At 71.6% G+C, this 25,102-nt stretch carries 18 protein-coding genes, 1 tRNA gene and 1 pseudogene; 15 read left to right on the top strand and 5 right to left on the bottom strand.

Features of this window, described 5'->3' with window-relative positions:
* The first annotated feature begins 424 nt into the window (after window positions 1-424).
* Together ACIOC0_RS12380 and ACIOC0_RS12375 are read left to right on the top strand one after the other, a co-directional pair.
* Complete coding sequence (locus ACIOC0_RS12380) at window positions 425-658, top strand: hypothetical protein (protein ID WP_003976229.1); 234 nt, start codon at window positions 425-427, stop codon at window positions 656-658.
* 108 nt (window positions 659-766) lie between these two features.
* A tRNA-Ala gene (locus ACIOC0_RS12375) sits at window positions 767-839 on the top strand.
* Window positions 840-1,016: 177 nt separating this feature from the next.
* Here ACIOC0_RS12375 and ACIOC0_RS12370 read toward each other — a convergent pair.
* Both ACIOC0_RS12370 and ACIOC0_RS12365 read right to left on the bottom strand, forming a co-directional pair.
* The gene (locus ACIOC0_RS12370) at window positions 1,017-2,627 is read right to left on the bottom strand and encodes an NADH-ubiquinone oxidoreductase-F iron-sulfur binding region domain-containing protein (protein ID WP_402154983.1); all 1,611 of its coding nucleotides are present in this window, start codon (window positions 2,625-2,627) and stop codon (window positions 1,017-1,019) included.
* Window positions 2,624-3,934 (bottom strand): cytochrome b/b6 domain-containing protein, encoded by a 1,311-nt coding sequence (locus ACIOC0_RS12365; protein ID WP_402154982.1) that lies wholly within the window; start codon window positions 3,932-3,934, stop codon window positions 2,624-2,626. Before ACIOC0_RS12365 ends, ACIOC0_RS12370 begins: the two co-directional genes overlap by 4 nt.
* A gap of 423 nt (window positions 3,935-4,357) precedes the next feature.
* On the opposite strand from ACIOC0_RS12365, the gene leuS reads away from it, so the two are divergent.
* The 10 genes and pseudogenes from leuS to ACIOC0_RS12315 all read left to right on the top strand — a co-directional run bounded on the left by leuS (window position 4,358) and on the right by ACIOC0_RS12315 (window position 16,810).
* Entirely contained in the window at window positions 4,358-7,234 is a 2,877-nt protein-coding gene (leuS, locus tag ACIOC0_RS12360) for a leucine--tRNA ligase (protein ID WP_402154981.1), read from the top strand.
* 137 nt (window positions 7,235-7,371) lie between these two features.
* Entirely contained in the window at window positions 7,372-8,100 is a 729-nt protein-coding gene (locus tag ACIOC0_RS12355; protein WP_402154980.1) for a hypothetical protein, read from the top strand.
* A gap of 272 nt (window positions 8,101-8,372) precedes the next feature.
* Window positions 8,373-8,855: pseudogene (locus ACIOC0_RS12350) on the top strand (helix-turn-helix domain-containing protein); the annotation flags it as partial.
* Between the two features lie 74 nt (window positions 8,856-8,929).
* A complete protein-coding gene (locus tag ACIOC0_RS12345) occupies window positions 8,930-9,775 on the top strand; it encodes a DegV family protein (protein ID WP_402154979.1) in 846 nt (281 codons plus the stop codon).
* Window positions 9,776-9,953: 178 nt separating this feature from the next.
* Window positions 9,954-11,189 (top strand): helix-hairpin-helix domain-containing protein, encoded by a 1,236-nt coding sequence (locus tag ACIOC0_RS12340; RefSeq protein WP_402154978.1) that lies wholly within the window; start codon window positions 9,954-9,956, stop codon window positions 11,187-11,189.
* The gene (locus ACIOC0_RS12335; RefSeq protein WP_402154977.1) at window positions 11,186-13,822 is read left to right on the top strand and encodes a ComEC/Rec2 family competence protein; all 2,637 of its coding nucleotides are present in this window, start codon (window positions 11,186-11,188) and stop codon (window positions 13,820-13,822) included. Before ACIOC0_RS12340 ends, ACIOC0_RS12335 begins: the two co-directional genes overlap by 4 nt.
* Window positions 13,823-13,827: 5 nt before the next feature.
* Entirely contained in the window at window positions 13,828-14,694 is an 867-nt protein-coding gene (locus ACIOC0_RS12330) for an arylamine N-acetyltransferase (RefSeq protein WP_402154976.1), read from the top strand.
* Window positions 14,687-14,932, top strand: a complete 246-nt coding sequence (locus ACIOC0_RS12325; protein ID WP_130436817.1) for a hypothetical protein — start codon at window positions 14,687-14,689, stop codon at window positions 14,930-14,932. Before ACIOC0_RS12330 ends, ACIOC0_RS12325 begins: the two co-directional genes overlap by 8 nt.
* Window positions 14,933-15,011: 79 nt before the next feature.
* Window positions 15,012-15,998, top strand: coding sequence for a DNA polymerase III subunit delta (gene holA, locus ACIOC0_RS12320; protein ID WP_402154975.1), 987 nt, complete (start codon window positions 15,012-15,014; stop codon window positions 15,996-15,998).
* A gap of 317 nt (window positions 15,999-16,315) precedes the next feature.
* Window positions 16,316-16,810 carry a hypothetical protein gene (locus ACIOC0_RS12315; RefSeq protein WP_402154974.1) on the top strand — a complete coding sequence of 165 codons (495 nt, stop codon included), beginning with the start codon at window positions 16,316-16,318 and terminating at the stop codon, window positions 16,808-16,810.
* Window positions 16,811-16,863: 53 nt separating this feature from the next.
* Here the strand turns inward: ACIOC0_RS12315 and ACIOC0_RS12310 are convergent, their stop codons facing one another.
* Window positions 16,864-17,094 (bottom strand): hypothetical protein, encoded by a 231-nt coding sequence (locus ACIOC0_RS12310; RefSeq protein WP_402154973.1) that lies wholly within the window; start codon window positions 17,092-17,094, stop codon window positions 16,864-16,866.
* 2 nt (window positions 17,095-17,096) lie between these two features.
* Between ACIOC0_RS12310 and ACIOC0_RS12305 the strand changes: the two genes are divergently transcribed.
* The gene (locus ACIOC0_RS12305) at window positions 17,097-17,240 is read left to right on the top strand and encodes a hypothetical protein (RefSeq protein ID WP_402154972.1); all 144 of its coding nucleotides are present in this window, start codon (window positions 17,097-17,099) and stop codon (window positions 17,238-17,240) included.
* A 226-nt stretch (window positions 17,241-17,466) separates the two neighbouring features.
* Here ACIOC0_RS12305 and rpsT read toward each other — a convergent pair whose 3' ends face one another.
* On the bottom strand, window positions 17,467-17,733 hold the full coding sequence (gene rpsT, locus ACIOC0_RS12300; protein WP_053750780.1) for a 30S ribosomal protein S20: 267 nt from the start codon (window positions 17,731-17,733) through the stop codon (window positions 17,467-17,469).
* Window positions 17,734-17,965: 232 nt separating this feature from the next.
* On the opposite strand from rpsT, the gene lepA reads away from it, so the two are divergent.
* Window positions 17,966-19,834 carry a translation elongation factor 4 gene (gene lepA, locus ACIOC0_RS12295; protein ID WP_402154970.1) on the top strand — a complete coding sequence of 623 codons (1,869 nt, stop codon included), beginning with the start codon at window positions 17,966-17,968 and terminating at the stop codon, window positions 19,832-19,834.
* Window positions 19,835-20,034: 200 nt separating this feature from the next.
* Window positions 20,035-21,918: an AMP-dependent synthetase/ligase gene (locus ACIOC0_RS12290; protein ID WP_402154969.1), complete on the top strand. Its 1,884-nt coding sequence runs from the start codon at window positions 20,035-20,037 to the stop codon at window positions 21,916-21,918.
* Between the two features lie 402 nt (window positions 21,919-22,320).
* Here the strand turns inward: ACIOC0_RS12290 and ACIOC0_RS12285 are convergent.
* Window positions 22,321-25,102 (bottom strand): ATP-binding protein (locus ACIOC0_RS12285; RefSeq protein WP_402154967.1); only part of this gene is annotated, 2,782 nt, incomplete at its 5' end.

The raw sequence follows: 25,102 nt of genomic DNA, 5'->3' as shown, positions 1-25,102 counted from the left end.
TCGCTTCGACAAGATCCCGTCCCCCATCCCGGGGGCGGGATCTTTTGTCGTCGGCTTGAGTCACTTCGGCTCCCGGAGGCGTATACCTCTGCGAAAGCGCTTCTCACATGCATGTTCGCGCTCGCTGGGGCAGTCGTGCCGAGGTGCCGTGTCCGGACCGGTACTGAGGCGTCGCTGACCGTATTGGCCCGGCCGTGGCAGAATCAAACGGCCGGAAGGGGGCGCGGCCCGACGGGAGGGAGTAGCGATGCCTGCGAGCATCCTCGGAGAGGTCGGCCACCTCTGCGGAGCAGCATGGACACGGGAAACGGCCACCCGGCTCAGCTGCCCTTCCTGCGGTTCCGCTTTCGTCGCCCAGGTCCTCGGGGACAACGGCGGGATCTCCTACGTGTGTACGGCCTGCCGCCACAGCTGGAGCTGATCGATGGGTGCACACAGGCGGAAGTGCGACTGGTGCGGCAGCGGCACCCCGATCGTGCGGGACATGGAGCCGGTCAACCCCGACTACCAGTACTGGTGCGAGGAATGCGCGCGGGCGCTGATCATAAAAGGCGATCCCATCGAGACGTACCGGGAGTTGGAGGGCGAGCCGATCTACGGCCGGCTCCTGGAGGAGCACTGCACCCTCAAGCGGTTCTACTCGTTCGTGACGGCTTGAGCCGACTTTCCGCGCCAAAGCGGACGGAACGGAAACGATTTGGTGGTCCGCCCCCCGGACCGTGTAATGTTGGCTTCGCCGCCGGGGAAACCCGCCGGAGCAGAACAAGGGGCTATAGCTCAGTTGGTAGAGCGCCTGCATGGCATGCAGGAGGTCAGGAGTTCAATTCTCCTTAGCTCCACAGCAGATCCCGCCGGATCGGAAAGATCCGGCGGGATCTTTTGCGTTCGCACACCGGCGTGCGTCCGATGCGCCGACCCACCGCACACACGCGTCCCAGGGCGTGTGCCGACGACCAGCACACGCACGGACGAGGGGCCGCCTGTTTCCAGGCGGCCCCTCGTCCGTGCGTACCGCCTCAGCGGCCCAGGGCGCGGCGTCCGCGGCCCTGGGAGAGGACCGGCAGGTTGCGGGAGGGCGCCTGGCCGCGCGTGTCCTCCTCGATGCGCAGGGCCAGCGCCGGGCAGCGCCGCACCGCCCGGAGCGCCTTGGCCTCCGCGTAACGCGGCACCTTCGCCTGCGCCACGGTGGGGAAGCCGTCGGCGCCGAGCTGGAAGACCTCCGGGAGGATGTCCGCGCACAGGCCGTGGCCGCGGCACAGGGTCCAGTCCACGAAGATCTTCTGACGGCTGTCGCCGGTGTCCGCGGGCTCCGAACCGCCCGGGAGGCTCGACGGGCCCATACCGCCCTCGAAGAGCGGCAGAACGCCCTCCACGGGCCGTCCGCAGCCGTTGCCGAGGACGTGCGCCGCGAGGTCGTCCGTGAACGCCTTGATCGTCGACTCCAGGAACATCGCGGAGCCGTCCGGATGCGAGCACGCGCCGCGCCGCTTGACGTTCTTGGCGACCTGCTTGAGGGCCTCCAGGGCGGCCGGGCCGCCGCCGTTGAGGATGTCCTCCATGCCGCGCGCCGCGGCCGGCAGACCGAGGTAGCAGGGACCGCACTGCCCGGCGCTCTCCTCGGCCAGCCACTGGGCCACCCGCAGCGACTCGCCCAGCGGGCAGGTCTCCTGACTGATCGGCAGGATCGCCCCGGCGCCCAGCGCGCCGCCCACGGCGTCCAGGGAGTTGCGGGAGACGACCGCCTCGTTGACGGTGGCGGCGTCGATCCACTTGCCGTGGTAGCCGCCGGTGAGCACGCCCTGCGGGACCGGCGGGGCGCCCGCCAACTGCAGGACGTAGCGCAAGGGGACACCGGTGGGGACCTCGATCACCATCGGGCGGGCGACGGCGCCGGACACCGTCAGCATCACGGTGCCGGGCTCGTCGTACAGGCCGGTGTTGCCGTAGCGCTCGGCGCCGATGCGGGCGGCGATGGCGAGTTGGGCGAAGGTCTCGGCGTTGGACAGCAGGGTGGGGGCGCCGCCGACGCCGTTCTGCGAGGCGCTGACCTTGCGGCCGGGCGGGATCGCCGGGCCGCCGTCGATGGAGCGGATCACGGAGGCGGCCGCGCCGGTGACCATGCGGATCGGGTTGCGCTGGACGAACGCCTTCAGCGCCGAGCGGCGGCCGTTGCTCAGGCCGCGCTCGGCGAGGGCGGCCTCCATGGAGCGCTCGGTCGACTCACGGGTGACCGCCACCACGAGCGTGCGGGCGCCCAGTGCCTCGGCGACGAGCAGCGCGCCGTCCAGGATGAGGTGCGGGGCACGGTTGATCATCACCGTGTCCTTGCGGCAGGCCGGTTCGTCCTCGCTGCCGTTGACGACGACGACCGGCCGCACGCCCCGCTTGATCGCCGCGTCGGCGACCGAGCGCAGCTTCTTGTGGAAGGGGAAGCCCGCGCCGCCGCGGCCCTTGAGGTTGATGCGCTCGGAGAGCTGCGCGAGCTTCTCTCCGCCCATGGGTTCGAGCGGCCCGTGCACCTTCAGGTGCATGGGCAGATCGAGTCTCTCGACAAGGTCGAAACCCGACGTGAGCTGCGGAAGCCCGACGACGCGGACTTCCGGGGTGTCGGGCAGGGCCTCGTTCACCTATAGCCTCCGGAAGGCATGTTCCAAGGTTCGCCCGCACCCGGAGTGTCGAAGGACGCTCCGGGCGCCGGTTCGTTGGCGGGACCGCTGTTGTACGTGTCGTTCGGGTTGTACGCGTTGTACCCGGTGTTCGTCTCACCGGTGTTGTACGCATCACTCCCGGGGTATCCGGCGGTGCCCGGATTGCCATAGACCGGGATGGTGAATCCCGTGTCCTGGAGCGGGTCGTAGACCGACTGGGGCGCCTCGCCGACCGGCGGCGGGGACGGGATCGGCCAGCTGCCCGAGGTGCTGCCGCCGTTGTCGACCCGCGGCATCGCCTCCGTGGCCTGCATGTCGAACGGCGTGTTCATGCGCGCGGTCTGGTCCGTCCCGTAGGACTGCTGCTGCCCGCGGGGGGTGTTGACGGCGCGGTAGGCGGCGGCGAAGCCGTTCGCGGGTTCCGCGCCGGCGGGCGCGTCGAACAGTGACGACGAGGACGGCGACCTGCGCGAGGAGCCCATGGCGTCGGCGCTGGAGGAGCGGCTCGAGCGGCTCTCGTACCCGGGCAGCGAGCCCGACCCGGTCGCCTCGGCCACGCGCGCGCGGCTTGCCTCCAGCGCGTCCCGGCCGGCCGGCTCGGGCTCGCCGCCGATGATCGCGCCGATGCGGTCGGCGAGCTGGCGCTTGACCGGGCGGGGGGCGGCGCGCAGCGCCAGGGCGGCCATGACGCCGACCAGCGCCAGTCCGTACAGGATCACGAAGATCGGCTTGGCCGCGCGACCCGCGTAGAGCCCGTGCAGCAGCGCGGCGCACCAGGCCGGATAGGCCAGCATGTGCATCGCGCGCCAGCGGGCGGCCACCGGGGCCGGGGAGGCGAACCGGGAGCGCAGTGCTCCGGTGATGCCCACGAAGATCATCAGCAGGCCGGCCAGGGAGCCCAGGCCGATGAGGAAGCCGTTGCCGGTGACGCCGAGCGAGAACGGGATGATCGCGGCGATGAGCTGGGTGTGCTCCAGCGCGATCTTCGTGGTGATGTGCAGCAGCAGGAACGCGATCGAGGCGACGGCCGTCGTCCTGTGCACCGCCTGGCCGACGATGCGCTGGCGCGTGTTGAGGATGACCCGGTCCTGGGCGACCAGGCCCCAGATCACCGAGCAGCTGAGCGAGACGAGGGAGAGCACGCCCGCGCCGAAGTTCAGGAACTCCTGGAACCGGTCGCCTCCGACCAGCACCACCACGGGTATGAGGATGAGGACGACAGCGGTCGCCACCCCGTAGGCCGACCGGCCGGGCTGGGGGAGCGAGCTGTTACTACGAGTGTTCATGGGGGCAACTCCGAGCAGTTCGGGAAAGCGGTCCCGCTGCCGAACTCTAAGTGGGCGCCATACCGATGGGTACGAGGTTTGGGTATTGCGTTGTGACAAAAGGACGATGTGGCTGGTGGGATGTCCCATAGCGGCTGTTACGCCAGGTAAGCTTTGACTCTGGTTCAGTCCCGGGGGGCTCCGTGCGGTCGGTGTCATTGTCGACCACGCATACGGAAGCGCGTCGCAGTCTGCTCAAGCGCTGCGGTACCCTTTGCCCATGCGTGCCGTACGCCTTCTGCTTAGCGAGCCGCGCTGATCAGTCCCGAACGCCGGTGAACCGGACGGTTCGGAATCGGCGCGGCGTCCCCTCCTGTGCGAGGGGTTTTTTCGTTTCTTGAATCGCAGCCGCTGGCAGAGACGATCGATGGAGCTTAAAGGATCATGAGCGAGACGAACCCCGCGGCCGCCGAGACGGCCGCGCCGCACCGCTACACGGCCGCAGTCGCCGCCGAGATCGAGGCACGCTGGCAGGACTTCTGGGACGCCGAGGGAATCTACGCGGCGCCGAATCCCGAGGGTGACCTGGCGGGCGACCCCGAGGTCGCCGCCCGGCCCAAGAAGTTCATCATGGACATGTTCCCCTATCCGTCGGGTGCGGGCCTGCACGTCGGCCACCCCCTGGGCTACATCGCCACCGACGTCTTCGCCCGCTACCAGCGCATGACCGGCCACAACGTCCTGCACACCCTGGGCTTCGACGCCTTCGGCCTGCCCGCCGAGCAGTACGCCGTGCAGACCGGCACGCACCCGCGCGTGTCCACCGAGGCCAACATCGAGAACATGAAGGCCCAGCTGCGCCGGCTGGGCCTGGGCCACGACAAGCGCCGGTCGTTCGCCACGATCGACCCGGACTACTACAAGTGGACCCAGTGGATCTTCCTGCAGATCTTCAACTCCTGGTACGACCAGGAGGCCGGCCGGGCCCGCCCGATCGCCGAGCTGGTGGCCGCGTTCGAGTCCGGTGAGCGCCCCGTGCCCGGCCACACGCGCGCGTGGAGCGAGCTGGACGCCTCGGAACGCGCCGACGTCCTGGGCGAGTTCCGCCTGGCCTACGCCTCCGACGCACCCGTCAACTGGTGCCCCGGCCTGGGCACGGTCCTGGCCAACGAGGAGGTCACCGCCGACGGCCGCTCCGAGCGCGGCAACTACCCGGTCTTCAAGGCCAAGCTGCGCCAGTGGAACATGCGCATCACCGCCTACGCCGACCGGCTGCTGAACGACCTGGAGGCGCTGGACTGGCCCGAGGCCATCAAGCTGCAGCAGCGCAACTGGATCGGCCGCTCCGAGGGCGCCCGCGTCGACTTCCCCATCGACGGCGAGCGCATCACCGTCTTCACCACCCGCCCCGACACCCTGTTCGGCGCGACCTACATGGTGCTGGCCCCCGAGCACCCGCTGGTGGAGAAGTTCACCCCGGACGCCTGGCCCGAGGGCACCCGCGAGAAGTGGACCGGCGGCCACGCCACCCCGGCCGACGCCGTCGCCGCGTACCGCGCCCAGGCCGCCTCCAAGTCCGACGTGGAGCGCCAGGCCGAGGCCAAGGACAAGACCGGCGTCTTCATCGGCTCGTACGCCACCAACCCGGTCAACGGCGAGCGCGTCCCCGTCTTCATCGCCGACTACGTCCTGATGGGCTACGGCACCGGCGCGATCATGGCCGTCCCGGCGGGCGACCAGCGCGACTTCGAGTTCGCGCGCGCCTTCGAGCTGCCGATCCACTGCATCGTCGAACCGACCGACGGCCGCGGCACCGACACCTCCACCTGGGAGGACGCCTTCGCCTCGTACGACGCGAAGATCATCAACTCGTCCAACGACGAGATCTCCCTGGACGGCCTGGGCGTCGCCGAGGCCAAGGCGCGCGTCACCGACTGGCTGGAGCGGTCCGGCATCGGCGAAGGCACCGTCAACTTCCGTCTGCGCGACTGGCTGTTCAGCCGCCAGCGCTACTGGGGCGAGCCCTTCCCGATCGTCTACGACGAGGACGGCGTCGCCCACGCCCTGCCCGAGTCGATGCTGCCGCTGGAACTGCCCGAGGTCGAGGACTACTCGCCGCGCACCTTCGACCCGGACGACGCCGACACCTCCCCCGAGACGCCGCTGTCGCGCAACGAGGACTGGGTCAACGTCACCCTGGACCTGGGCGACGGGCGCGGCCCGCGCGCCTACCGGCGTGAGACCAACACCATGCCCAACTGGGCCGGTTCCTGCTGGTACGAGTTCCGCTACCTGGACCCCCACAACAGCGAGCAGCTGGTCGCCCCCGACATCGAGCGGTACTGGATGGGCCCGCGCGAGGGCCTGCCGCACGGCGGCGTCGACCTGTACGTCGGCGGCGCCGAGCACGCCGTCCTGCACCTGCTGTACGCGCGCTTCTGGTCCAAGGTCCTGTTCGACCTGGGGCACGTCTCCTCCGCGGAGCCGTTCCACAAGCTGTTCAACCAGGGCATGATCCAGGCGTTCGTCTACCGCGACAGCCGAGGCATCGCGGTGCCGGCCGCCGAGGTGGAGGAGCGCGACGGCGGCTACTACTACCAGGGCGAGAAGGTCTCCCGGCTGCTGGGCAAGATGGGCAAGTCCCTGAAGAACGCGGTCACCCCCGACGAGATCTGCGCCGAGTACGGCGCCGACACCCTGCGCCTGTACGAGATGGCCATGGGCCCGCTGGACGTCTCCCGCCCCTGGGACACGCGCGCGGTGGTGGGCCAGTTCCGGCTGCTGCAGCGCCTGTGGCGCAACGTCGTCGACGAGAGCACCGGCGAGGTCACGGTGGTCGACACCGAGCCCGGCGAGGACACCCTGCGGGCCCTGCACAAGGCGATCGACGGCGTGCGCCAGGACCTGGAGGGCATGCGGTTCAACACCGCCATCGCCAAGGTCACCGAGCTGAACAACCACCTGACCAAGGCCGGCGGCCCGCTGCCCCGCTCCGTCGCCGAGCCGCTGGTGCTGCTGATCGCGCCGCTGGCCCCGCACATCGCCGAGGAACTGTGGCGCAAGCTGGGCCACACCGACTCCGTCGTCCACCGCGACTTCCCCGTCGCCGACCCGGCGTACGTCGTGGACGAGACCGTGACCTGCGTGGTGCAGATCAAGGGCAAGGTCAAGGCGCGCCTGGAGGTGTCGCCCTCCATCTCCGACGAGGAGCTGGAGAAGGCGGCGCTGGCCGACGAGCACGTCGTCAACGCGCTGGGCGGGGCGGGAATCCGCAAGGTGATCGTGCGGGCGCCGAAGCTGGTGAACATCGTCCCTGCGTGACGCGCCGCGCCCTGCGTCAGGGTGGTCCCCTACGGGCAGGTTCGGGGTTCTTCTGGAACTTCGGACCTGCCCGTGGCGTTTACCGTTGAAGAGAGCGGCGCGCGATGTGCCGGGGCCCGATTTGCCAGGAGGAGCTCGTGGAAGCGGTGATCGCAGTCTTCGCACTGCTCTTCGTGCTGTTCCTGGCGCTGGGCGCCTACGCCACGGTGAAGGCGGTCGGCGCGGCCAAGCGCAGCGTGGACCGCACCCTCACCCAGGCCCGGCGCACGGTCGAGGACCACACGCTGCGGGCCAAGTCCTTCACCCAGTTCGGTCCCGCCGCGGAGATCGCGCAGCTGCGCCTCAGGCTGCGCACCTCCATGCGGGCCACCCAGGACGCGCTGCGGGCCGGCGCCGTCGAGGACGAGTCCCTCAAGGAATCCCTCGCGCTCTTCCAGCGCCTGAGCGCACACGGGTACGAACTGGACGCCGAGCTCAAGCGCCTGGAGACGGAACCCGACCGGGCCACGCTCACCGAGCGGCTGCCCTCGCTGCGGGAGCGCACCGAGCGCGTCACGGCGTCGGCGGACTCACTGCGCTGGGCGGCCCGGGACCGGGCCGGCCGCTTCGCGGACGAGGACCTGGACACCCTCAGCGCCCAGATCGACGTGGAGGCGGGCGCGCTGCGCCACTGGACCACCGCGGAAGGCGGCCCCGCTTCGGCCCCGTGGCCCGAGACGCCGGCCGCCGCCCCGGCGGAGGAGGGACGGCCGAGCACGTCCGGTGTGCGCACCGCCCGGGAGCCGGCCCGGCCCGCCATCACCCCGCCGGGACCCCGGCCCACGTACCCGTGGCAGAAGAAGCCCCGCCCCGAGAGCACGACGTGACGCGAGGTCCGGCACTGCGTCCGACGGGGCGCCGGGCCCGCCGCCGGACCCGCTGAGCGAGGCCCGGCCGGACGGGGCCGGGCTGACGTCCGTGGGCTGGGATTCATGCTCAGTGCTCCGGCCTCCAGGCCGGGGGTGAAGCGGATCCCGTGGTGGCGACGGGGAGCGTCGCGGTGTTGTTCCGTCGGAGCCGGGCAGTGCACGACGGCGTTGACATCTCGCGCACATGTTCCCGGAGACAGCGGGCGTTCGATCTTCTTGGAGTGATCGTCATGCAGCTCAGGTACAGCTTCCGCCTGTACCCGGATGTCGGCCGGCAGACGGCGTTGGCGAAGGCGTTCGGGTGCGCCCGGGTCGTGTGCAACGACGCGGTCCGCGCCCGTGAGGACGCCCGTCGGGCCGGGCAGCCGTTCCCGACGGCCGGTGAGCTGTCCCGGAAGCTGAGCACCGAAGCGAAGCGGACCGCCGGGCGGGTGTGGCTGGGCGAGGTCTCCGCGGTGGTGCTCCAGCAGTCCCTGCGGGACGCCGAGAGCGCGTACCGTAACTTCCTCGCCTCCATCAAGGGCATCCGCAAGGGACCGAAGGTGGGGCCACCGCGGGTGAAGTCCCGCAAGGACGCCCGGCAGTCGGTCCGATTCACCGCCAACGCCCGCTGGAACATCACCGGCAGCGGCCGCCTGCACCAGCCGGAGATCGGCGCGTCGAAGGTGAAATGGTCCCGCGCCCTGCCGGCCGCCCCCACCTCCGTCACCGTCGGCAACCAGTTGAGAAGGCCCGAATCCTCGCCCTCTAAGGCGAGGAGCATGTCAAGCGAGGTAACCTCCAGCTCATGTCCCGCCATGTCGCGATCGTCACCGATTCAACGGCCTACCTGCCGCAGCGGACGATGGAGCGCCACGGCATCACCGCGGTGCCCCTGACCGTCGTCGTCGGCGGCCAGGCCCTCGAAGAGGGCACCGAGATCTCCACCCGCTCCCTCGCCGTGGCGCTGCAGAAACGACGCCCCGTCACCACCTCGCGCCCCAGCCCCGAGCTCTTCGCCGAGACCTACCGCAAGGCCGCCGAGGCCGGCGCCACCGGCATCGTCTCCCTCCATCTCTCCGCCGAGCTGTCCGGCACGTACGACGCGGCCGTGGTCGCGGCGCGGGAGGCGCCGGTGCCGGTGCGGGTGGTGGACACCGGGATGATCGCGATGGCGCTCGGCTTCTGCGCGCTCACGGCCGCCGAGACGGCCGGGGCCGGCGGCAGCGTCGACGAGGCGGTCACCGCCGCAGAGAAGCGGGCCGCCGCCACCTCCGCCTACTTCTACGTCGACACCCTCGACTATCTGCGCCGCGGCGGCCGGATCGGCGCCGCCCAGGCGCTGCTGGGCTCCGCGCTCGCGGTGAAGCCGCTGCTCCAGCTCGACGGAGGGCGGATCGAACCCCTGGAGAAGGTGCGGACGGCGTCGAGGGCGATCGCCCGCCTGGAGGAGCTGGTGGCCGAGCGGGCGGGCGGCGCCCCGGTCGACATCGCCGTGCACCATCTCTCCGCCCCGGAGCGGGCATCGGCGCTCGCGGAACGGTTGCGGGCCCGTGTGCCCGCCCTCGCGGAGCTGCATGTGAGCGAGGTGGGCGCGGTGATCGGTGCGCACACCGGACCGGGGCTGCTGGGAGCCGTGGTCTCGCACCGGTGACCTCAGCGTCACGGGCGCGACGGGGGAATCGGCGGCCCTTCGGTCTTCTCTCGCGATCTTCCCGATCTTTCCGATGAGACCCACTCGTGTGGGTGACGAAGTTGTCCACAACCGGGGCGCTGTCCACGGTAATTGAGCAAGATCATCGCGATGTGGCGAAGTGTCCGATCCTCGTCGCATGGCACTTCGATCACGTTCACATGCGACCAACCCGACCAGTGGGCCCGGCCGGCGGCCCGGCTCCGACGGGCGCTTGCGACACCGGCGCACCCCCGCTCGCGGCCGGGTGGGCGGCCGTCCTGCCCCGGCGGAGGAACTGCGCCGACGGGCGGAGCTGTTGTTCGGCGGACCGGGAGGAGAGCCCGCTGATCGGGGCGGGCGCGGCGAGTCGGGGAGCGGGCCGCCGGGGCACGACGGCGCGGTGGGCGGTGGGCGTGCGGCCGGGGGCGCGTCGGGGGAGCCGGCACAGCCGTCCGGCGGTGTGCTCGTGGCGGCGGACGAGCCGGATGAGGTGGTCGTCGACGGGTTCGCGGGGCGGTTGCGTCCGCTGCGTCCTGAGGACGAAGAGACGCGGGCCGCCGCAACCGCAACCACAACCACAACCGCAGCCGTGGACGGGGCGGACTGGCGGACGCGGGCGGGACTCGCCCTGCGGGAGCGGATTCCGGTGTGGGTGCAGGCGCACTGCGGGCTGGAGGCGAGGAGCGTGATCGCGCTCTCCGTGGTCGTCGTCGCCGTCGCGGCCTTCGCCGTGCAGCACTTCTGGTCCGGCGGGGCGCAGACCGTGCGGGCGCCGGAGGTGGTGCGGGCGGCCTCGTACGAGGAAGGCGAACGGAGTGGGCCGGGCAGCGGGAGGGAGGCCCCGGCCGGAGCGAGCGGTGCGGCGGCCGGCGCTGCGGGCGGTGCGGCGGGCGTGGTGGGGGCGCGAGGCAGGACGGGTGCCGCGGGCACGGCCGAGATCGTGGTGGACGTCAGCGGGAAGGTGCGCGAGCCCGGGATCCATCGACTGCCGGCGGGCTCACGGGTCGTCGACGCGCTGAACGCGGCCGGCGGGGTACGGCCGGGCACGAACACCGACGGCCTGAACCGGGCGCGGTTCCTGGTCGACGGGGAACAGGTCGTCGTCGGCGGCGCGGTGATGGGCGGCGGTGGCGCGGTCGGCGGTGGCGCCGCGAGCGGCCCGGCGGCGGGCGGGGCGGCGGGGCCGGGTGCCGGGGCGGGGGTTCCGGTCTCGCTGAACACGGCCACCGTGGAGCAGCTCGACGCCTTGCCCGGGGTGGGGCCGGTCCTGGCACGGCACATCGTCGACTACCGCGCGCAGCAAGGCGGTTTCCGCTCCGTGGACGAGCTGCGCGAGGTCAACGGCATCGGTCAGCGGCGCTTCGCCGACCTACGGGATCTCGTACGGCCATGACCCACGACGACCTCGCGCCTCAGGGGACTGCAGCCGACGCCCAGCCCGGTGCACGGCCGCGCCGGGCCGTGCACGCGGCCTCGGGGAGGCGGCTGGGAGACGCGCATCCGCGGCAGGAAGGCCCGTTGGATCTGCGGCTCGTGCCGCCGGCGCTCGCGGCCTGGGCGACGGCGGCGGTGTCACTGGACGCGTCGCCGGGGCTGGTGACCGCCGTCGTGCTCGCCTGCCTGACCGCGGCCGGGGTCCTCCTCGGCGTGGGACGGCGGGGACGGCGGGGGCGGTCCGCCTCGGACGCGAGCGCCGGCCGGTCGCGGGCGACCGTCGCCGCGGTGCTGCTCTGTGTGGCCGCGGCCGCCGCGGCCGCCGGACTGCACGGGGCCGACCTGCGACGCGGGCCGGTGCCCGCCCTGGCCGGTGAGTACGCCACGGTCACCGCCGAGGCGGAGCTCACCTCGGACCCCCGGCTCGCCCGCCCCCGCTTCACGGGAGACCGCCGCGCCCCGGACGCGGTGCTGATCGACGCGGAGGTCCGCAAGGTCGAGTCGAGTACGGGGCGGGCCCGGACCAAGGTGCCGCCGGAGGCCGGAGCGTGGGGTGGGCGGGTCGGGGCGGTGGTGGTGCGCACTCCGGTGCTGCTGGTGGTCGATGTCGCGGGTGCCGGGGAATCGGGAGCCCGGGGGCGGGCGGCGAGGGCGGAGTGGCTCGGGTTGCTGCCCTCGTCCCGGGTGCGGGTGACTGGCCGGCTGGCGCCGGCGTCGAGCGGCGGGGACCGGACGGCGGCGGTGCTGCGGGTGCGGGACCGGGCGGGGCCCGTGGTGGTGCGGGGGCCGTCGGCGGCGCAGCGTGCGGCGGGACGGCTGCGGGCGGGGCTGCGGGAGGCCACCGACGCGCTCCCCGCGGACGCGCGGGCGCTGCTGCCGGGGCTGGTCGTGGGGGACACCTCGCGGATCACGCCCGAACTGGACGAGGCCTTCAAGGAGACGGACCTCGCTCACACGCTCGCCGTGTCGGGCAGCAATCTCACGATCATGCTGGCCCTGCTCCTCGGGCCGCCCGGTCTGGCTCAGCACGTGGAGCGTCGCGGGCTGGCGCCGAGGCTCGGCATCCCCCTGCGGGCGACGGCCCTGCTGGGCGGGGCGCTGACCCTCGGGTTCGTCGTGGTGTGCCGGCCCGACCCGAGCGTGCTGCGGGCGGCGGCCTGCGGCGCCGTCGTCCTGCTCGCGCTGGCGACGGGTCGCCGGCGGTCGCTGATCCCGGCGCTGGCGACGGCGGTCCTGCTGCTGGTGCTGTACGACCCGTGGCTGGCGCTCAGTCATGGTTTCCTGCTGTCGGTGCTGGCGACGGGGGCGTTGTTGACGCTGGCTCCGCGTTGGAGCGCGGCACTGCGCCGGCGCGGGGTGCCGCCGCGGCTGGCGGAGGCGTTGGCGGCGGCGGGGGCCGCGCAGGCGGTGTGCGCGCCGGTGGTGTCCGTGCTGTCGGCGCGGGTGAGCCTGGTGGCGGTGCCGTGCAACCTGCTGGTGGAGTTCGCGGTGGCCCCGGCGACGGTGCTGGGATTCGCGGCGCTGGCGACCGCTCCGCTGGCGATGCCGGTGGCCGAGGCGCTCGCGTGGTGCGCGGGCTGGCCGGCCGGGTGGATCGCGTCCGTCGCGCGGACCGGGGCGGCGCTGCCCGGCGCGGGGCTGGACTGGCCGGGCGGCTGGGCCGGGGCGCTGCTGCTCGCCGTCGTCACGGTCGCGCTGGTGCCGCTCGGGCGGCGGCTGACGAGGCGTCCGTGGCTGTGCGGGATCTGCGGAGCGTTGCTGTTGCTCGTGGTCGTGCAGCCGCCGCCGCTGACCCGGGTGCTCACGGGCTGGCCGCCTCCGGGCTGGCGGCTCGCGATGTGCGATGTGGGGCAGGGCGACGCGACGGTGCTCGCGGCGGGCGCGGGCACCGGGGTGGTGGTGGACGCCGGGCCCGATCCGGTCCTGGTCGACCGGTGTCTGCGCACCTTGGGCGTCACCCGGGTGCCGCTCGTGGTGCTGACCCACTTCCACGCCGACCATGTGGCGGGGCTGCCGGGGGTGTTAAGGGGCCGGGCCGTGGGGGCGATCGGGACGACGGGGTTCGAGGAGCCCGCCGATCAGGCGGAGTTCGTGCGGAGGGAGGCGCGGGAGCGGGGAGTTCCCGTGGTGCGGGCGGCGGCGGGGGAGCGCAGGCGGGTCGGCGCGCTCGACTGGGAGGTGCTGTGGCCCCCGCCGGCCACGGCCGCCGCCGCGGAGCCGGACGGGCCGAACGACGCGAGCGTCACCCTGCTGGTGCGCACGGCGGGGCTGCGGATGCTGCTCCTCGGGGACCTCGAACCCCCGGCCCAGCGGGCGCTGCTGCGCTCGCCGGCGGGCGCGACACTGGCCGGCGGGGTGGACGTGCTCAAGGTGGCCCACCACGGGTCGGCCTACCAGGACCCCGATCTGATACGCACTGCGGCGCCGAGGATCGCGCTGATCAGCTGCGGGGCCGACAACCGGTACGGTCACCCGGCTCCCGGCACGGTCGCGGCGCTGCGGGCGTCGGGCGCGGTCGTGCTGCGCACGGACCGGGACGGTGCCCTCGCGGTCGCGGGTACCGGCGCCGGGCTGAGGGTGGCGGCAGACTGAGGGCCATGGACTCCGCACAGGTCGCCTCCGCGCCGCTCGACTCCCCTCTGCTGGACGCCTATCTGCGCCGCCTCGGCGTCGCGTACCCGGCGTGGCCCACCGCCGACGTGCTGCGGGAGCTGCATGTGCGGCATCTGCAGACCGTGCCCTTCGAGAACCTGTCGGTCCATCTGGGGGAGGAGATCGTCCTGGAGGAGAGATGGCTGGTGGAGAAGGTGGTGGAGGGCCGCAGGGGAGGGTTCTGTTACGAGCTGAACGGCGCGTTCGGGGCGCTGCTCGCGGGGCTCGGCTTCGATGTGACGCTGCTGGCCGGGCGGGTGTACGGGGAGGAGGGGCGGCCCGGGATCCCGTACGACCATCTGGCGCTGCGGGTGCGGACGGTGGACGCGGGGGAGTGGCTGGCCGACGTGGGCTTCGGGGCGCACAGCCACTTTCCGCTGCGCTGGGAGCACCGGGGTGAACAGGAGGATCCCGGGGGCGTGTTCAGGGTCGTGGAGGCCAGGGCGGACGCGGCCGGGGTGAAGGGCGGGGCGGGCCGCTCGGCCGATGACCTGGACGTCGTCCGCGACGGCTCGCGCCAGTACCGGCTGGAGGTGCGGCCGCGGGCGTTGGGCGACTTCGCGGCCGGCGCGTGGTGGCACCGGACGTCCCCCGATTCGCACTTCACCCGGTCGCTCGTCTGCTCGCGGGTCACGGAGGACGGCGGGAGGGTCACGCTGAGCGGGCGCCGGTTGAAGACGACGACGGTTGACGGGGCTTCGGAGGAGCGGGAGTTGACGCGGGACGAGGAGGTGCTGGCGGTGTACCGGGAGCGGTTCGGGATCCGGTTGGAGCGGGTGCCGCGGGTGCGGGCAGGATGGGGGCGTGAGTGATGTGAGACATGTGCTGGTGCTGCCCGACCGTGACGCCGCGGAGGAGGTGGTCGAGGCGCTGCGGGAGCGGTTCGGGGTGCGTGAGGAGCCGCAGGTCGTCCGCGACGCCCTGGCCGGTGAGGACGACGCGGAGGACGCGCAGTGGCTGGTGGTGCTGCGTGACGAGGAGGAGCGGCTCGACGCGGCCGGGCTGGACGCGTTCGCGGGGGAGTGGGAGGGGTGGCGCGAGGAGCCGTGACGCTTCCTGGCCTCGTGGCCGAGCTCAGGGGGCCTCGGGCCGGGCCCGGTTGTCAGTGGGCCGTGGGATGCTGTGGGGGATGGCCAGGAAGACCGCGAACGACGACCTTCTCGCCCCGGTGACGCTCGCCGTGGGGCAGGAGGACCTGCTGCTCGACCGCGCCGTGCAGGAGGTGGTGGCCGCCGCCCGGGCCGCCGACGCCGACACCGATGTGCGCGACCTCACCCCCGACCAGGTGCAGCCCGGCACGCTGGCCGAGCTGACCAGTCCCTCGCTCTTCGCGGAGCGCAAGGTCGTGGTCGTACGCAACGCCCAGGACCTGTCGGCGGACACGGTGAAGGACGTCAAGGCGTATCTCCAGGCCCCGGCCGAGGAGATCACACTCGTGCTGCTGCACGCGGGCGGGGCCAAGGGCAAGGGGCTGCTGGACGCCGCGCGCAAGGCGGGGGCGCGGGAGGTGGCCTGCCCGAAGATGACCAAGCCGGCGGACCGGCTGGCCTTCGTGCGGCAGGAGTTCCGGGCGACCGGGCGCTCGGCCACGCCCGAGGCGTGCCAGGCGCTCGTGGACGCGATCGGCAGCGATCTGCGGGAGTTGGCGTCCGCGGTGTCCCAGCTCGTCGCCGATGTGGAGGGCACCGTCGACGAGGCCGTCGTCGGGCGGTACTACACCGGGCGGGCGGAGGCGTCGAGCTTCACCGTCGCGGACCGGGCCGTCGAAGGGCGGGCGGCGGAGGCGCTGGAGGCACTGCGGTGGTCGCTGGCGACCGGCGTCGCTCCCGTGATGATCACCAGCGCGCTCGCGCAGGGCGTGCGGGCGATCGGCAAGCTGTCCTCGGCGCGCGGGGGCCGTCCGGCCGATCTGGCGCGGGAGTTGGGCATGCCGCCGTGGAAGATCGACCGGGTGCGGCAGCAGATGCGGGGCTGGACGCCGGACGGGGTCGCCGTCGCGCTGCGGGCCGTCGCCGAGGCGGACGCCGGGGTGAAGGGCGGCGGGGACGACCCGGAGTACGCGCTGGAGAAGGCCGTGGTGACGATCGCCCTCGCGGCGCGGTCTCGGGGTCGCTGAGCGCGTCTCTTGGGCCGGAATCGGCCGTGGGGGCCAACGGAGCAGCCGGTGTCGACGAGTCGTCGATCTTGGCCTTGGGAGCTGGTCCGGGCACGACGTCGCCCCTTTGGCGCCACGGTCGTACGGCCGGATGTCCTCAGCCGATGTCCGAAGAACGTGCCGTCGGCCAAGTTCCCGGCCACCACCCGAAAGAGGCGTGGCTCCGGGCCTTCGAAGATCGTTGGGCGGTATGCACAAGAACACTGCTCAACCCGAGAGGACCTCCCTTGTCGAATCTCCGGACGCGGGCGCTTGCCCGGCGTGCGACAGGTGTGGCCATGGCCGCGATCACAACCTTCCTGCTCCAAGGAGCCCCTGCATCGGCGACGGCTGCCGCGGAACCGCCGGTCGCGGGCACCTACTGCACGCCGTGGGAGGGCCACTACGGCGCGGAGAAGTGGACCTACGCCGATGCCCGTGTGTGCCTCGTCGTCGACGCCTCGCAGAAGGCCCACGTCAGGGGCGAGACCGACAGGAACACCTACTACTGGGGCACGGCCTGGTACAACGCCAGCAGCAACTACCCCGCCAACTGGCGCGCGACGGGAACGGTGAGCAACTCCAAGGGCAAGGTGCTGTCGTACGACACGTACCTGGTCGGCCAGACGTCCCGCACCGGCTCGAAGGACGACATGATCAACGTCGGCACTTTGTCGGAATGCGGCGAGTACACCGTCAGTATGCGATTCGTCCAGAACGGGGCGTACTGGACGGACAGCCCCTCCATCGACTCAGGGGAGCGCACCTACCAGATCGCGGTCCCCTGCTCCTGAGCGGACCGCGCGTCTCCCGCGCCGCCGCCCCGGCACGCCGAGGCGGCGGCCGGTCACTCGTACACCTCGCCCGGACAGGGCTTCGGCACCGCCTTGGGCATGGCGCAGATCAAGTGGCCGCCGGTGATCGCGCGGGCCGTGGGGGTCTTGCAGCCGACGTCGTGGGAGAGCCCGAAAGAAGGGATGCAGGCGCTGGCCACGCAGTGCCGGGTGGACCGCACGGCCGGGCAGCCGGTCACGCTGCGGCTCGGGTGGAGAAGAACGTGCTCGCCGGGCTCGTCCAAGCGTGATTTTCGCCGAACTCCTCGGCCGGATCCGCGACCTGCAGACGGAGTGGACCGAGGACGACATCGTGCGGATCACGACGGAGAACTCCGTGCTCAAGAAGCACGTCCGCGAACTGGAGCGGGAGAACCGGCGAGGCGAGTGACCGACCGGCTTGCCGCAGCCGGAAAGCGTGCGGTACGCCGTGCCCGCCACAGCCGGAAGCCCCCGTACGCCGTCCTGGGGAAGGGCGGGCGCGGGGGCTTCGGGTCACGCTGTGTGGAACCGCGCCCGCGTGGCGAACGCAGGCCGCGCGCGGTTCCGGAGGGCCGGACGGGAGCGGATGAGAGAGGGCCCGCTCTGGGTCCTTCCGGCGGTCAGATCAGAAGGGTTCAGCCCTTGAGGGTCGCGACCTTGGAAGCGAGCGCCGACTTCTTGTTGGCGGCCTGGTTCTTGTGGATGACGCCCTTGGAGACGGCCTTGTCGAGCTGACGCGCGGCAGCGCGCTGGTACTCGGTGGCCTTCTCGACGTCACCCGCGGCAGCGGCCTCGCGGGCCTTGCGGATCGCGGTCTTGAGGGAGGACTTGACGGCCTTGTTGCGCAGCCGCGCCTTCTCGTTGGTTTTGATCCGCTTGATCTGGGACTTGATGTTCGCCACGAATGAGCCTTTACAGGTTCAGGCGCCGGCCCGCACGGATGCCGCGCGGATCCCGCACCAGGTGATTTCTTGATGACGTGCCTCGCGCTGAGAGGGCATGAGACACAGCTGCCCAGAGTACCAGTGGCCTTGAGGGCGGCCCAAACCGCTCCCAGGTCCCCACGCGTGGGACCATGGAACCTACGTATCGATCCGACCGAGGCATAAGGCGCCTCAAGAGACAGGACCCTGCGTGCCCGCGATCCCTAACAATGTGCCCGAGCCGAGCCGTACCGACCCGGCGCTGATCCGCAACTTCTGCATCATCGCGCACATCGACCACGGCAAGTCCACGCTCGCCGACCGGATGCTCCAGCTGACCGGTGTGGTCGAGCAGCGGCAGATGCGTGCCCAGTACCTCGACCGCATGGACATCGAGCGCGAGCGCGGTATCACGATCAAGTCGCAGGCGGTGCGTCTGCCGTGGGCTCCGAGCCACGACAGGGACAACACGCACATCCTCAACATGATCGACACCCCCGGGCACGTCGACTTCACCTACGAGGTCTCGCGATCGCTCGCCGCCTGCGAGGGGACCGTCCTCCTCGTGGACGCCGCCCAGGGCATCGAGGCCCAGACCCTCGCCAACCTGTACCTGGCGATGGAGAACGACCTCAAGATCATCCCCGTGCTGAACAAGATCGACCTGCCGGCCGCCCAGCCGGAGAAGTTCTCCGAGGAGCTCGCCAACCTCATCGGCTGCGACCCGGAGGACGTGCTCAAGGTCTCCGCCAAGACCGGCGTCGGCGTCGACCTGCTGCTCGACAAGGTCGTGGCCGAGGTGCCGGCTCCGGTCGGCGTCAAGGACGCGCCCGCCCGCGCCATGATCTTCGACTCCGTCTACGACTCCTACCGGGGCGTGGTCACCTACGTCCGTGTCATCGACGGCCAGCTCAACAAGCGCGAGCGGATCCGGATGATGTCCACGGGCGCCACGCACGAGCTGCTGGAGATCGGGACCAACTCGCCGGAGATGCTGGCGGCCGACGGCCTCGGCGTCGGCGAGGTGGGCTATCTGATCACGGGTGTGAAGGACGTCCGCCAGTCCAAGGTCGGCGACACCGTCACCAGCCAGGCCAAGGGGGCGACGGAGGCGCTCGGCGGGTACAAGGACCCCAAGCCCATGGTGTTCTCGGGCCTGTATCCGCTGGACGGCTCCGACTACCCCGAGCTGCGCGAGGCGCTGGACAAGCTCCAGCTCAACGACGCCGCGCTCGTCTACGAGCCGGAGACCTCCGCCGCGCTCGGCTTCGGCTTCCGCGTCGGCTTCCTCGGCCTGCTCCACCTGGACGTGATCCGGGAGCGGCTGGAGCGCGAGTTCGGACTCGACCTCATCGCGACCGCTCCCAACGTGGTCTACCGCGTGGTCATGGAGGACGGCGCCGAGCACACCGTCACCAACCCCAGCGAGTTCCCGGAAGGCAAGATCAGCGAGGTGTACGAGCCGGTCGTGCGCGCCACCATTCTGGCGCCGACCGAGTTCATCGGCTCGATCATGGAGCTGTGCCAGACCCGGCGCGGCACCCTGCTCGGCATGGACTACCTCTCCGAGGACCGGGTCGAGATCCGCTACACGCTCCCGCTCGCGGAGATCGTCTTCGACTTCTTCGACCAGCTGAAGTCGAAGACGCGCGGATACGCGTCGCTGGACTACGAGCCCACCGGCGAGCAGACCAGCTCCCTCGTCAAGGTCGACATCCTGCTGCACGGCGACAAGGTGGACGCGTTCTCCGCGATCACCCACAAGGACCAGGCGTACGCGTATGGCGTACGGCTCGTCGCCAAGCTCAAGGAGCTCATCCCGCGGCAGGCCTTCGAGGTGCCGGTGCAGGCCGCCATCGGCTCGCGGGTCATCGCCCGCGAGACCATCCGCGCCATCCGCAAGGACGTCCTCGCCAAGTGCTACGGCGGCGACATCTCCCGTAAGCGCAAGCTGCTGGAGAAGCAGAAGGAGGGCAAGAAGCGGATGAAGATGGTGGGTTCCGTGGAGGTTCCGCAGGAGGCCTTCATCGCCGTGCTCAGCAGTGATGACAGCGCGGGGTCGGCGAAGGGCAAGAAGTAGCGGCCCACCGAAGCTGTCCAGGGGCCCGTCGTGCGGTTGCGCGGCGGGCCCCGTGCCTGTGGTCTGTGAAAAGTGACAGTACGTGACCCCTTACGTGCCGGGCGGTCGCCCTCTACGCTGAAGCCTGCTCGATAGTTACTCGCGAGTTAAACAACAGCCGCACTGAGCCAGCCGCATCGTCGCGGGCCCCGGAGGATGTCGTGAGCGACACACAGACCCTGATCGAGAACCGTCCGCCGTCCGTCGCGGGCCTCTTCCTGGAGCGCGTGTCCGCCACGCCCGACGCGGAGGCCTACCGGTATCCGGTGCCGGCTGTGTCAGGCCAGGGCCCGGACGACTGGAAGTCGCTGAGCTGGGCGCGGACCGCCGAGCGGGTGTACGCCATCGCGGCCGGGCTGATCGAGCTGGGCGTTCAGCCGGAGCAGCGCGTCGCGCTCGCCTCCTCCACCCGGATCGAGTGGATCCTCGCCGACCTCGGCATCATGTGCGCCGGCGCGGCGACCACGACGATCTACCCGCAGACCAACGCGGAGGAGTCGGCGTTCATCCTCTCCGACTCCTCGAGCCGGGTGCTGATCGCCGAGGACGCGGCCCAGCTCGCCAAGGCGGTGGAGAAGCGCTCCGAGCTGCCCGAGCTCACCCATGTGGTCGTCGTCGACGCGGCGGGCCTGGAGAGCGTGGACACCGGCGGCTGGATCCTCACGCTCGACGAGTTGGAGAAGCGCGGCGCCGCCCGGCTGCAGCAGGAGCCGGAGCTGATCAAGGAGCGGGTCGGCGCGATCGCCAAGGACCAGCTCGCCACCCTCATCTACACCTCGGGCACCACCGGCCGCCCCAAGGGCGTGCGTCTGCCGCACGACAACTGGTCGTACATGGCCAAGGCGATCGCCGCGACCGGGCTGGTCAGCGCCGAGGACGTGCAGTACCTGTGGCTGCCGCTCGCCCACGTGTTCGGCAAGGTGCTGACCTCCGGGCAGATCGAGGTCGGGCACGTCACCGCCGTGGACGGCCGCGTCGACAAGATCATCGAGAACCTGCCGGTCGTGCAGCCGACCTACATGGCGGCCGTGCCGCGCATCTTCGAGAAGGTCTACAACGGGATCGCCACGAAGGCCCGGGCCGGCGGCGGCGCCAAGTACAAGATCTTCCAGTGGGCCGCCGAGGTCGCCCGCGAGTACGCCAAGGTCGCCCAGGACAACTTCCGCCGCACCGGAACGGCCTCCGTGCCGTTCGGGCTCGGCGCGAAGCACAAGGTCGCCGACGCGCTCGTCTACTCCAAGATCCGGGAGGCGTTCGGCGGGAACCTGCGCGCCTGCGTCTCCGGCAGCGCGGCCCTGTCGCCCGAGATCGGCTACTTCTTCTCCGGCGCCGGGGTCCACATCCTGGAGGGGTACGGCCTCACGGAGTCCTCCGCGGCCTCCTTCGTGAACCCGGGCGAGGCCTACCGCACCGGCACCGTCGGCAAGCCGCTGCCCGGCACCGAGGTGCGGATCGCCGAGGACGGCGAGATCCTGCTGCGCGGCCCCGGCATCATGGAGGGCTACCACGGCCTTCCCGAGAAGACCGCCGAGGTGCTGGAGGCGGACGGCTGGTTCCACACCGGCGACATCGGCGAACTGTCGGCCGACGGGTACCTGCGGATCACCGACCGCAAGAAGGACCTGATCAAGACGTCGGGCGGCAAGTACATCGCGCCGGCCGAGGTCGAGGGCCAGTTCAAGGCGGTCTGCCCGTACGTGTCGAACATCCTCGTGCACGGGGCCGACCGGAACTTCTGCACCGCGCTCATCGCCCTCGACGAGCCGTCCATCCTCGGCTGGGCCGAGGAGAACGGGCTGGCCGGCAAGTCGTACGCCGAGGTCGTCGCCGCGCCGGCGACCGTGTCCCTGGTCCAGGGGTACGTCGAGCAGCTCAACCAGGGGCTGCAGAAGTGGCAGACGATCAAGAAGTTCCGGCTGCTGCCGCGGGACCTCGACGTGGAGCACGGGGAGATCACGCCGAGCCTGAAGCTGAAGCGGCCGGTCGTGGAGCGTGAGTACAAGCACCTCATCGACGAGATGTACGCGGGCACGCGCGAGGCATAGCCGGCAAGGGGCGCGGACCCCAACTCCGCGCCCCAGCTCCGCGCGCCGCGCCCCCAGCCGCACCCGGACTCCGCGCACCCGCGCCCCGGCTCCGGGTGCCGCGCCCTTACTCCGGGTGCCGTGCTCCGGCTCCGCGCGCCGCGCCCCGGCTCCGCGCGCCGCGCCCCGGCTCCGCGTGCCCGCACCCGAACTCCGGGTGCCGCGCCCCGGCTCCGCGCGTCCGTGCTCCGGCTCCGCGTGCCGCGCCCCCACCCCGCGCACCCGCGCCCGGGCCCCGCGTGCCGCGTCCCGGCTCCGCGTGCTGCGCCGCAGTTCCGCGCCCCGGCGTGCCGCGCCCCGGCCCCGCGTGCCCCACGCTCACTCCGCGCCCCCCCGCCCCCGCTCACCCCGCGCCCTCGCACCTCACTCCGTGAGCCCGGCCTCCTCCGTGGTTCCGTCGCCCCCCGTGTCGGTCTTTCCGGGGGGTTCGGATTTCCCGGCCCCGTCCGGGGGCGGGGGGTCCAGCAGGGCGCACACGACCGTCAGCAGGCGGTCGACGTCCACCGGCTTGGGGACGTAGTCGTTGGCTCCGCGTGCGATGGACTTCTCCCGGTCGCCTGGCATCGCCTTGGCGGTCAGGGCGACGATGGGCAGGCCCGCCCAGCGCGGGGTGCGGCGGATGGCGGCGATGGTCTCGTAGCCGTCCATCTCCGGCATCATGATGTCCATCAGGACGAGTTCGACGTCCGGGTTGCGCTCCAGCGTCTCGATGCCCTCGCGGCCGTTCTCCGCGTACAGCACGGGCATGCCGACCCGGCCCAGCACATGGGTGAGCGCGAAGACGTTGCGGATGTCGTCGTCCACGATCAGCACCCGCCGTCCGGACAGGACCTGCCCCGCCCGCCCCGCCTGCCAGGCCTCCAGCTTGGTGAGGGCCGGCCAGGAGTCGTCGCTCTCGTGCGCCCCGGAGGAGGACTCGGCGGCCAGGACGGACGCGCCGCGTTCCTCCGTGACCGTGTGGCCGGGGCTGACGACCGGGACGTACAGGGTGAACGTGGAGCCCCGGCTGGGCTCGCTCTCGGCGACGATCCGCCCGCCGAGCAGCCCCGCGATCTCCCGGCTGATGGACAGCCCGAGGCCCGTGCCGCCGTACTTGCGGTTGGTGGTGCCGTCGGCCTGCTGGAACGCCTCGAAGATCACCGGGAGTTTCTCGGGCGCGATGCCGATGCCGGTGTCGGAGACGGTGAAGGCGATCACCTCGTCGCTGCTCTTCACGTACCGGTAGTCGGGGTCCGCGACCCGGTCCACCCGCAGCTCCACCCGGCCCGACGCGGTGAACTTGATCGCGTTGGAGAGCAGGTTGCGCAGGATCTGCTGGAGCCGCTGCTCGTCCGAGTACATCTCGCGCGGCACGTCCTCCCCGACCGCCACCTCGAAGGCGAGCCCCCGGTCCAGGGTGAGCGGGCGGAAGGTGGCGTGGACGTAGTCCAGCAGCTTGATGAGCGGGAGCCGCTTGGGCCGTACGTCCATCCGGCCGGCCTCGATCTTCGACAGGTCCAGGATGTCGTTGATCAGTTGCAGGAGGTCGGAGCCCGAGCGGTGGATCGTCGTCGCGAACTGCACCTCCTGGTCGGAGAGACGGCCGTCGGGGTTGTCCGACAGCAGCCGGGCCAGGATCAGCAGGGAGTTCAGGGGCGTGCGCAGCTCGTGCGACATGTTGGCCAGGAACTCCGACTTGTACTGGGAGCTGGTCGCCAGCAGGGCCGCCTTCTCCTCCAGTTCCGCGTTGGAGCGCTGCAACTCGGCCTGCTGCTTCTGGAGTTCGTCGGAGCGCTCCTGGAGCTGCATGGCCAGGCGCTGGGACTCGCCGAGCAGCGACTCCGTGCGGGAGTTGGCGATGATGGTGTTGATGGCGACGCCGATGGTGTTCACGAACTGGTCGAAGAACGCCAGGTGCACATCGGAGAACCGGGAGAACGAGGCCAGCTCGATCACCCCGAGGAGCGTGTCCTCGAAGAGGATCGGGATGATGACGATCGTGGTCGGGGAGGCCTCGCCCAGCCCGCTGTTGATCTTGATGTAGTGCGGCGGGGCTCCCTCGACCAGGATCCGCTTCTTCTCCCGGGCCGCCTGGTGCACCAGGCCGTGCACCGGCAGCCCGCCCGTCTCCACGGTCGCGCCCTCCGCCGAGCCGTAACCGGCGATGAACGCCAGCCCCTTGGCCGGCACGGTCGTCCTGACGGCCGCCTCGCCCTCCGGATCGGCCAGGTAGAACGCCCCGTACTGCGCGTTCACCAGCGGCGTCAGCTCCCGCAGGATCAGGTCGGCGACCTCCATCAGGTCCCGGTGCCCCTGCATCAGGGCGGCGAGCCGGGCCAGGTTGGACTCCAGCCAGTCCTTCGCCCGGGTCGTCTCGCGCAGGTTGGCCACCATCAGGTTGATGTTGTCCTTCAGCTCGGCCACCTCGCCGCGCGTCTCCACGGAGATCGAGCGGGACATGTCGCCCTGGGCGACCGCCGAGGCCACCTCGGCGATCGCGCGGACCTGGGTGGTGAGGTTCAGCGCGAGCTCGTTCACGTTGGTCGTCAGCCGCTTCCAGGTGCCGTACACGCCCTCCACTCGCGCCTGGCCGCCGAGTTGGCCCTCGGAGCCCACCTCGCGGGCCACCCGGGTGACCTCGGAGGCGAAGGAGGACAGGGTGTCGACCATCGTGTTGATGGTGATCTTCAGCTCCAGGATCTCACCGCGCGCGTCCACGTCGATCTTCCGCGACAGATCGCCCTGGGCGACCGCCGTGGCCACCTGGGCGATGTTGCGGACCTGCGAAGTGAGGTTGTCCGCCATGGAGTTGACGTTGTCGGTCAGGTCCCGCCACACGCCGGAGACGCCCAGCACCTGGGCCCGCCCGCCGAGCCGGCCGTCCGTGCCGACCTCGCGGGCCACCCTGGTCACCTCGTCGGCGAAGGCCCGCAGCTGCTCCACCATCGTGTTGACGGTGTCCTTCAGCTCCAGGATCTCGCCTCGCGCGTCCACGGTGATCTTCTTCGACAGGTCGCCGTTGGCCACCGCCGTCGTCACCTGGGCGATGTTGCGGACCTGCGAGGTCAGGTTCAGCGCCATGAAGTTGACGTTGTCGGTGAGGTCCTTCCAGACGCCGGAGACGCCCCGCACCTGCGCCTGGCCGCCGAGGTTGCCCTCGGTGCCG

Source organism: Streptomyces sp. NPDC088254 (genome assembly GCF_044740925.1).
Lineage (GTDB): Bacteria > Actinomycetota > Actinomycetes > Streptomycetales > Streptomycetaceae > Streptomyces.
The sequence above is the reverse complement of the archived record's forward strand: the minus strand, read 5'-3'. Positions and strand labels throughout refer to the sequence as shown.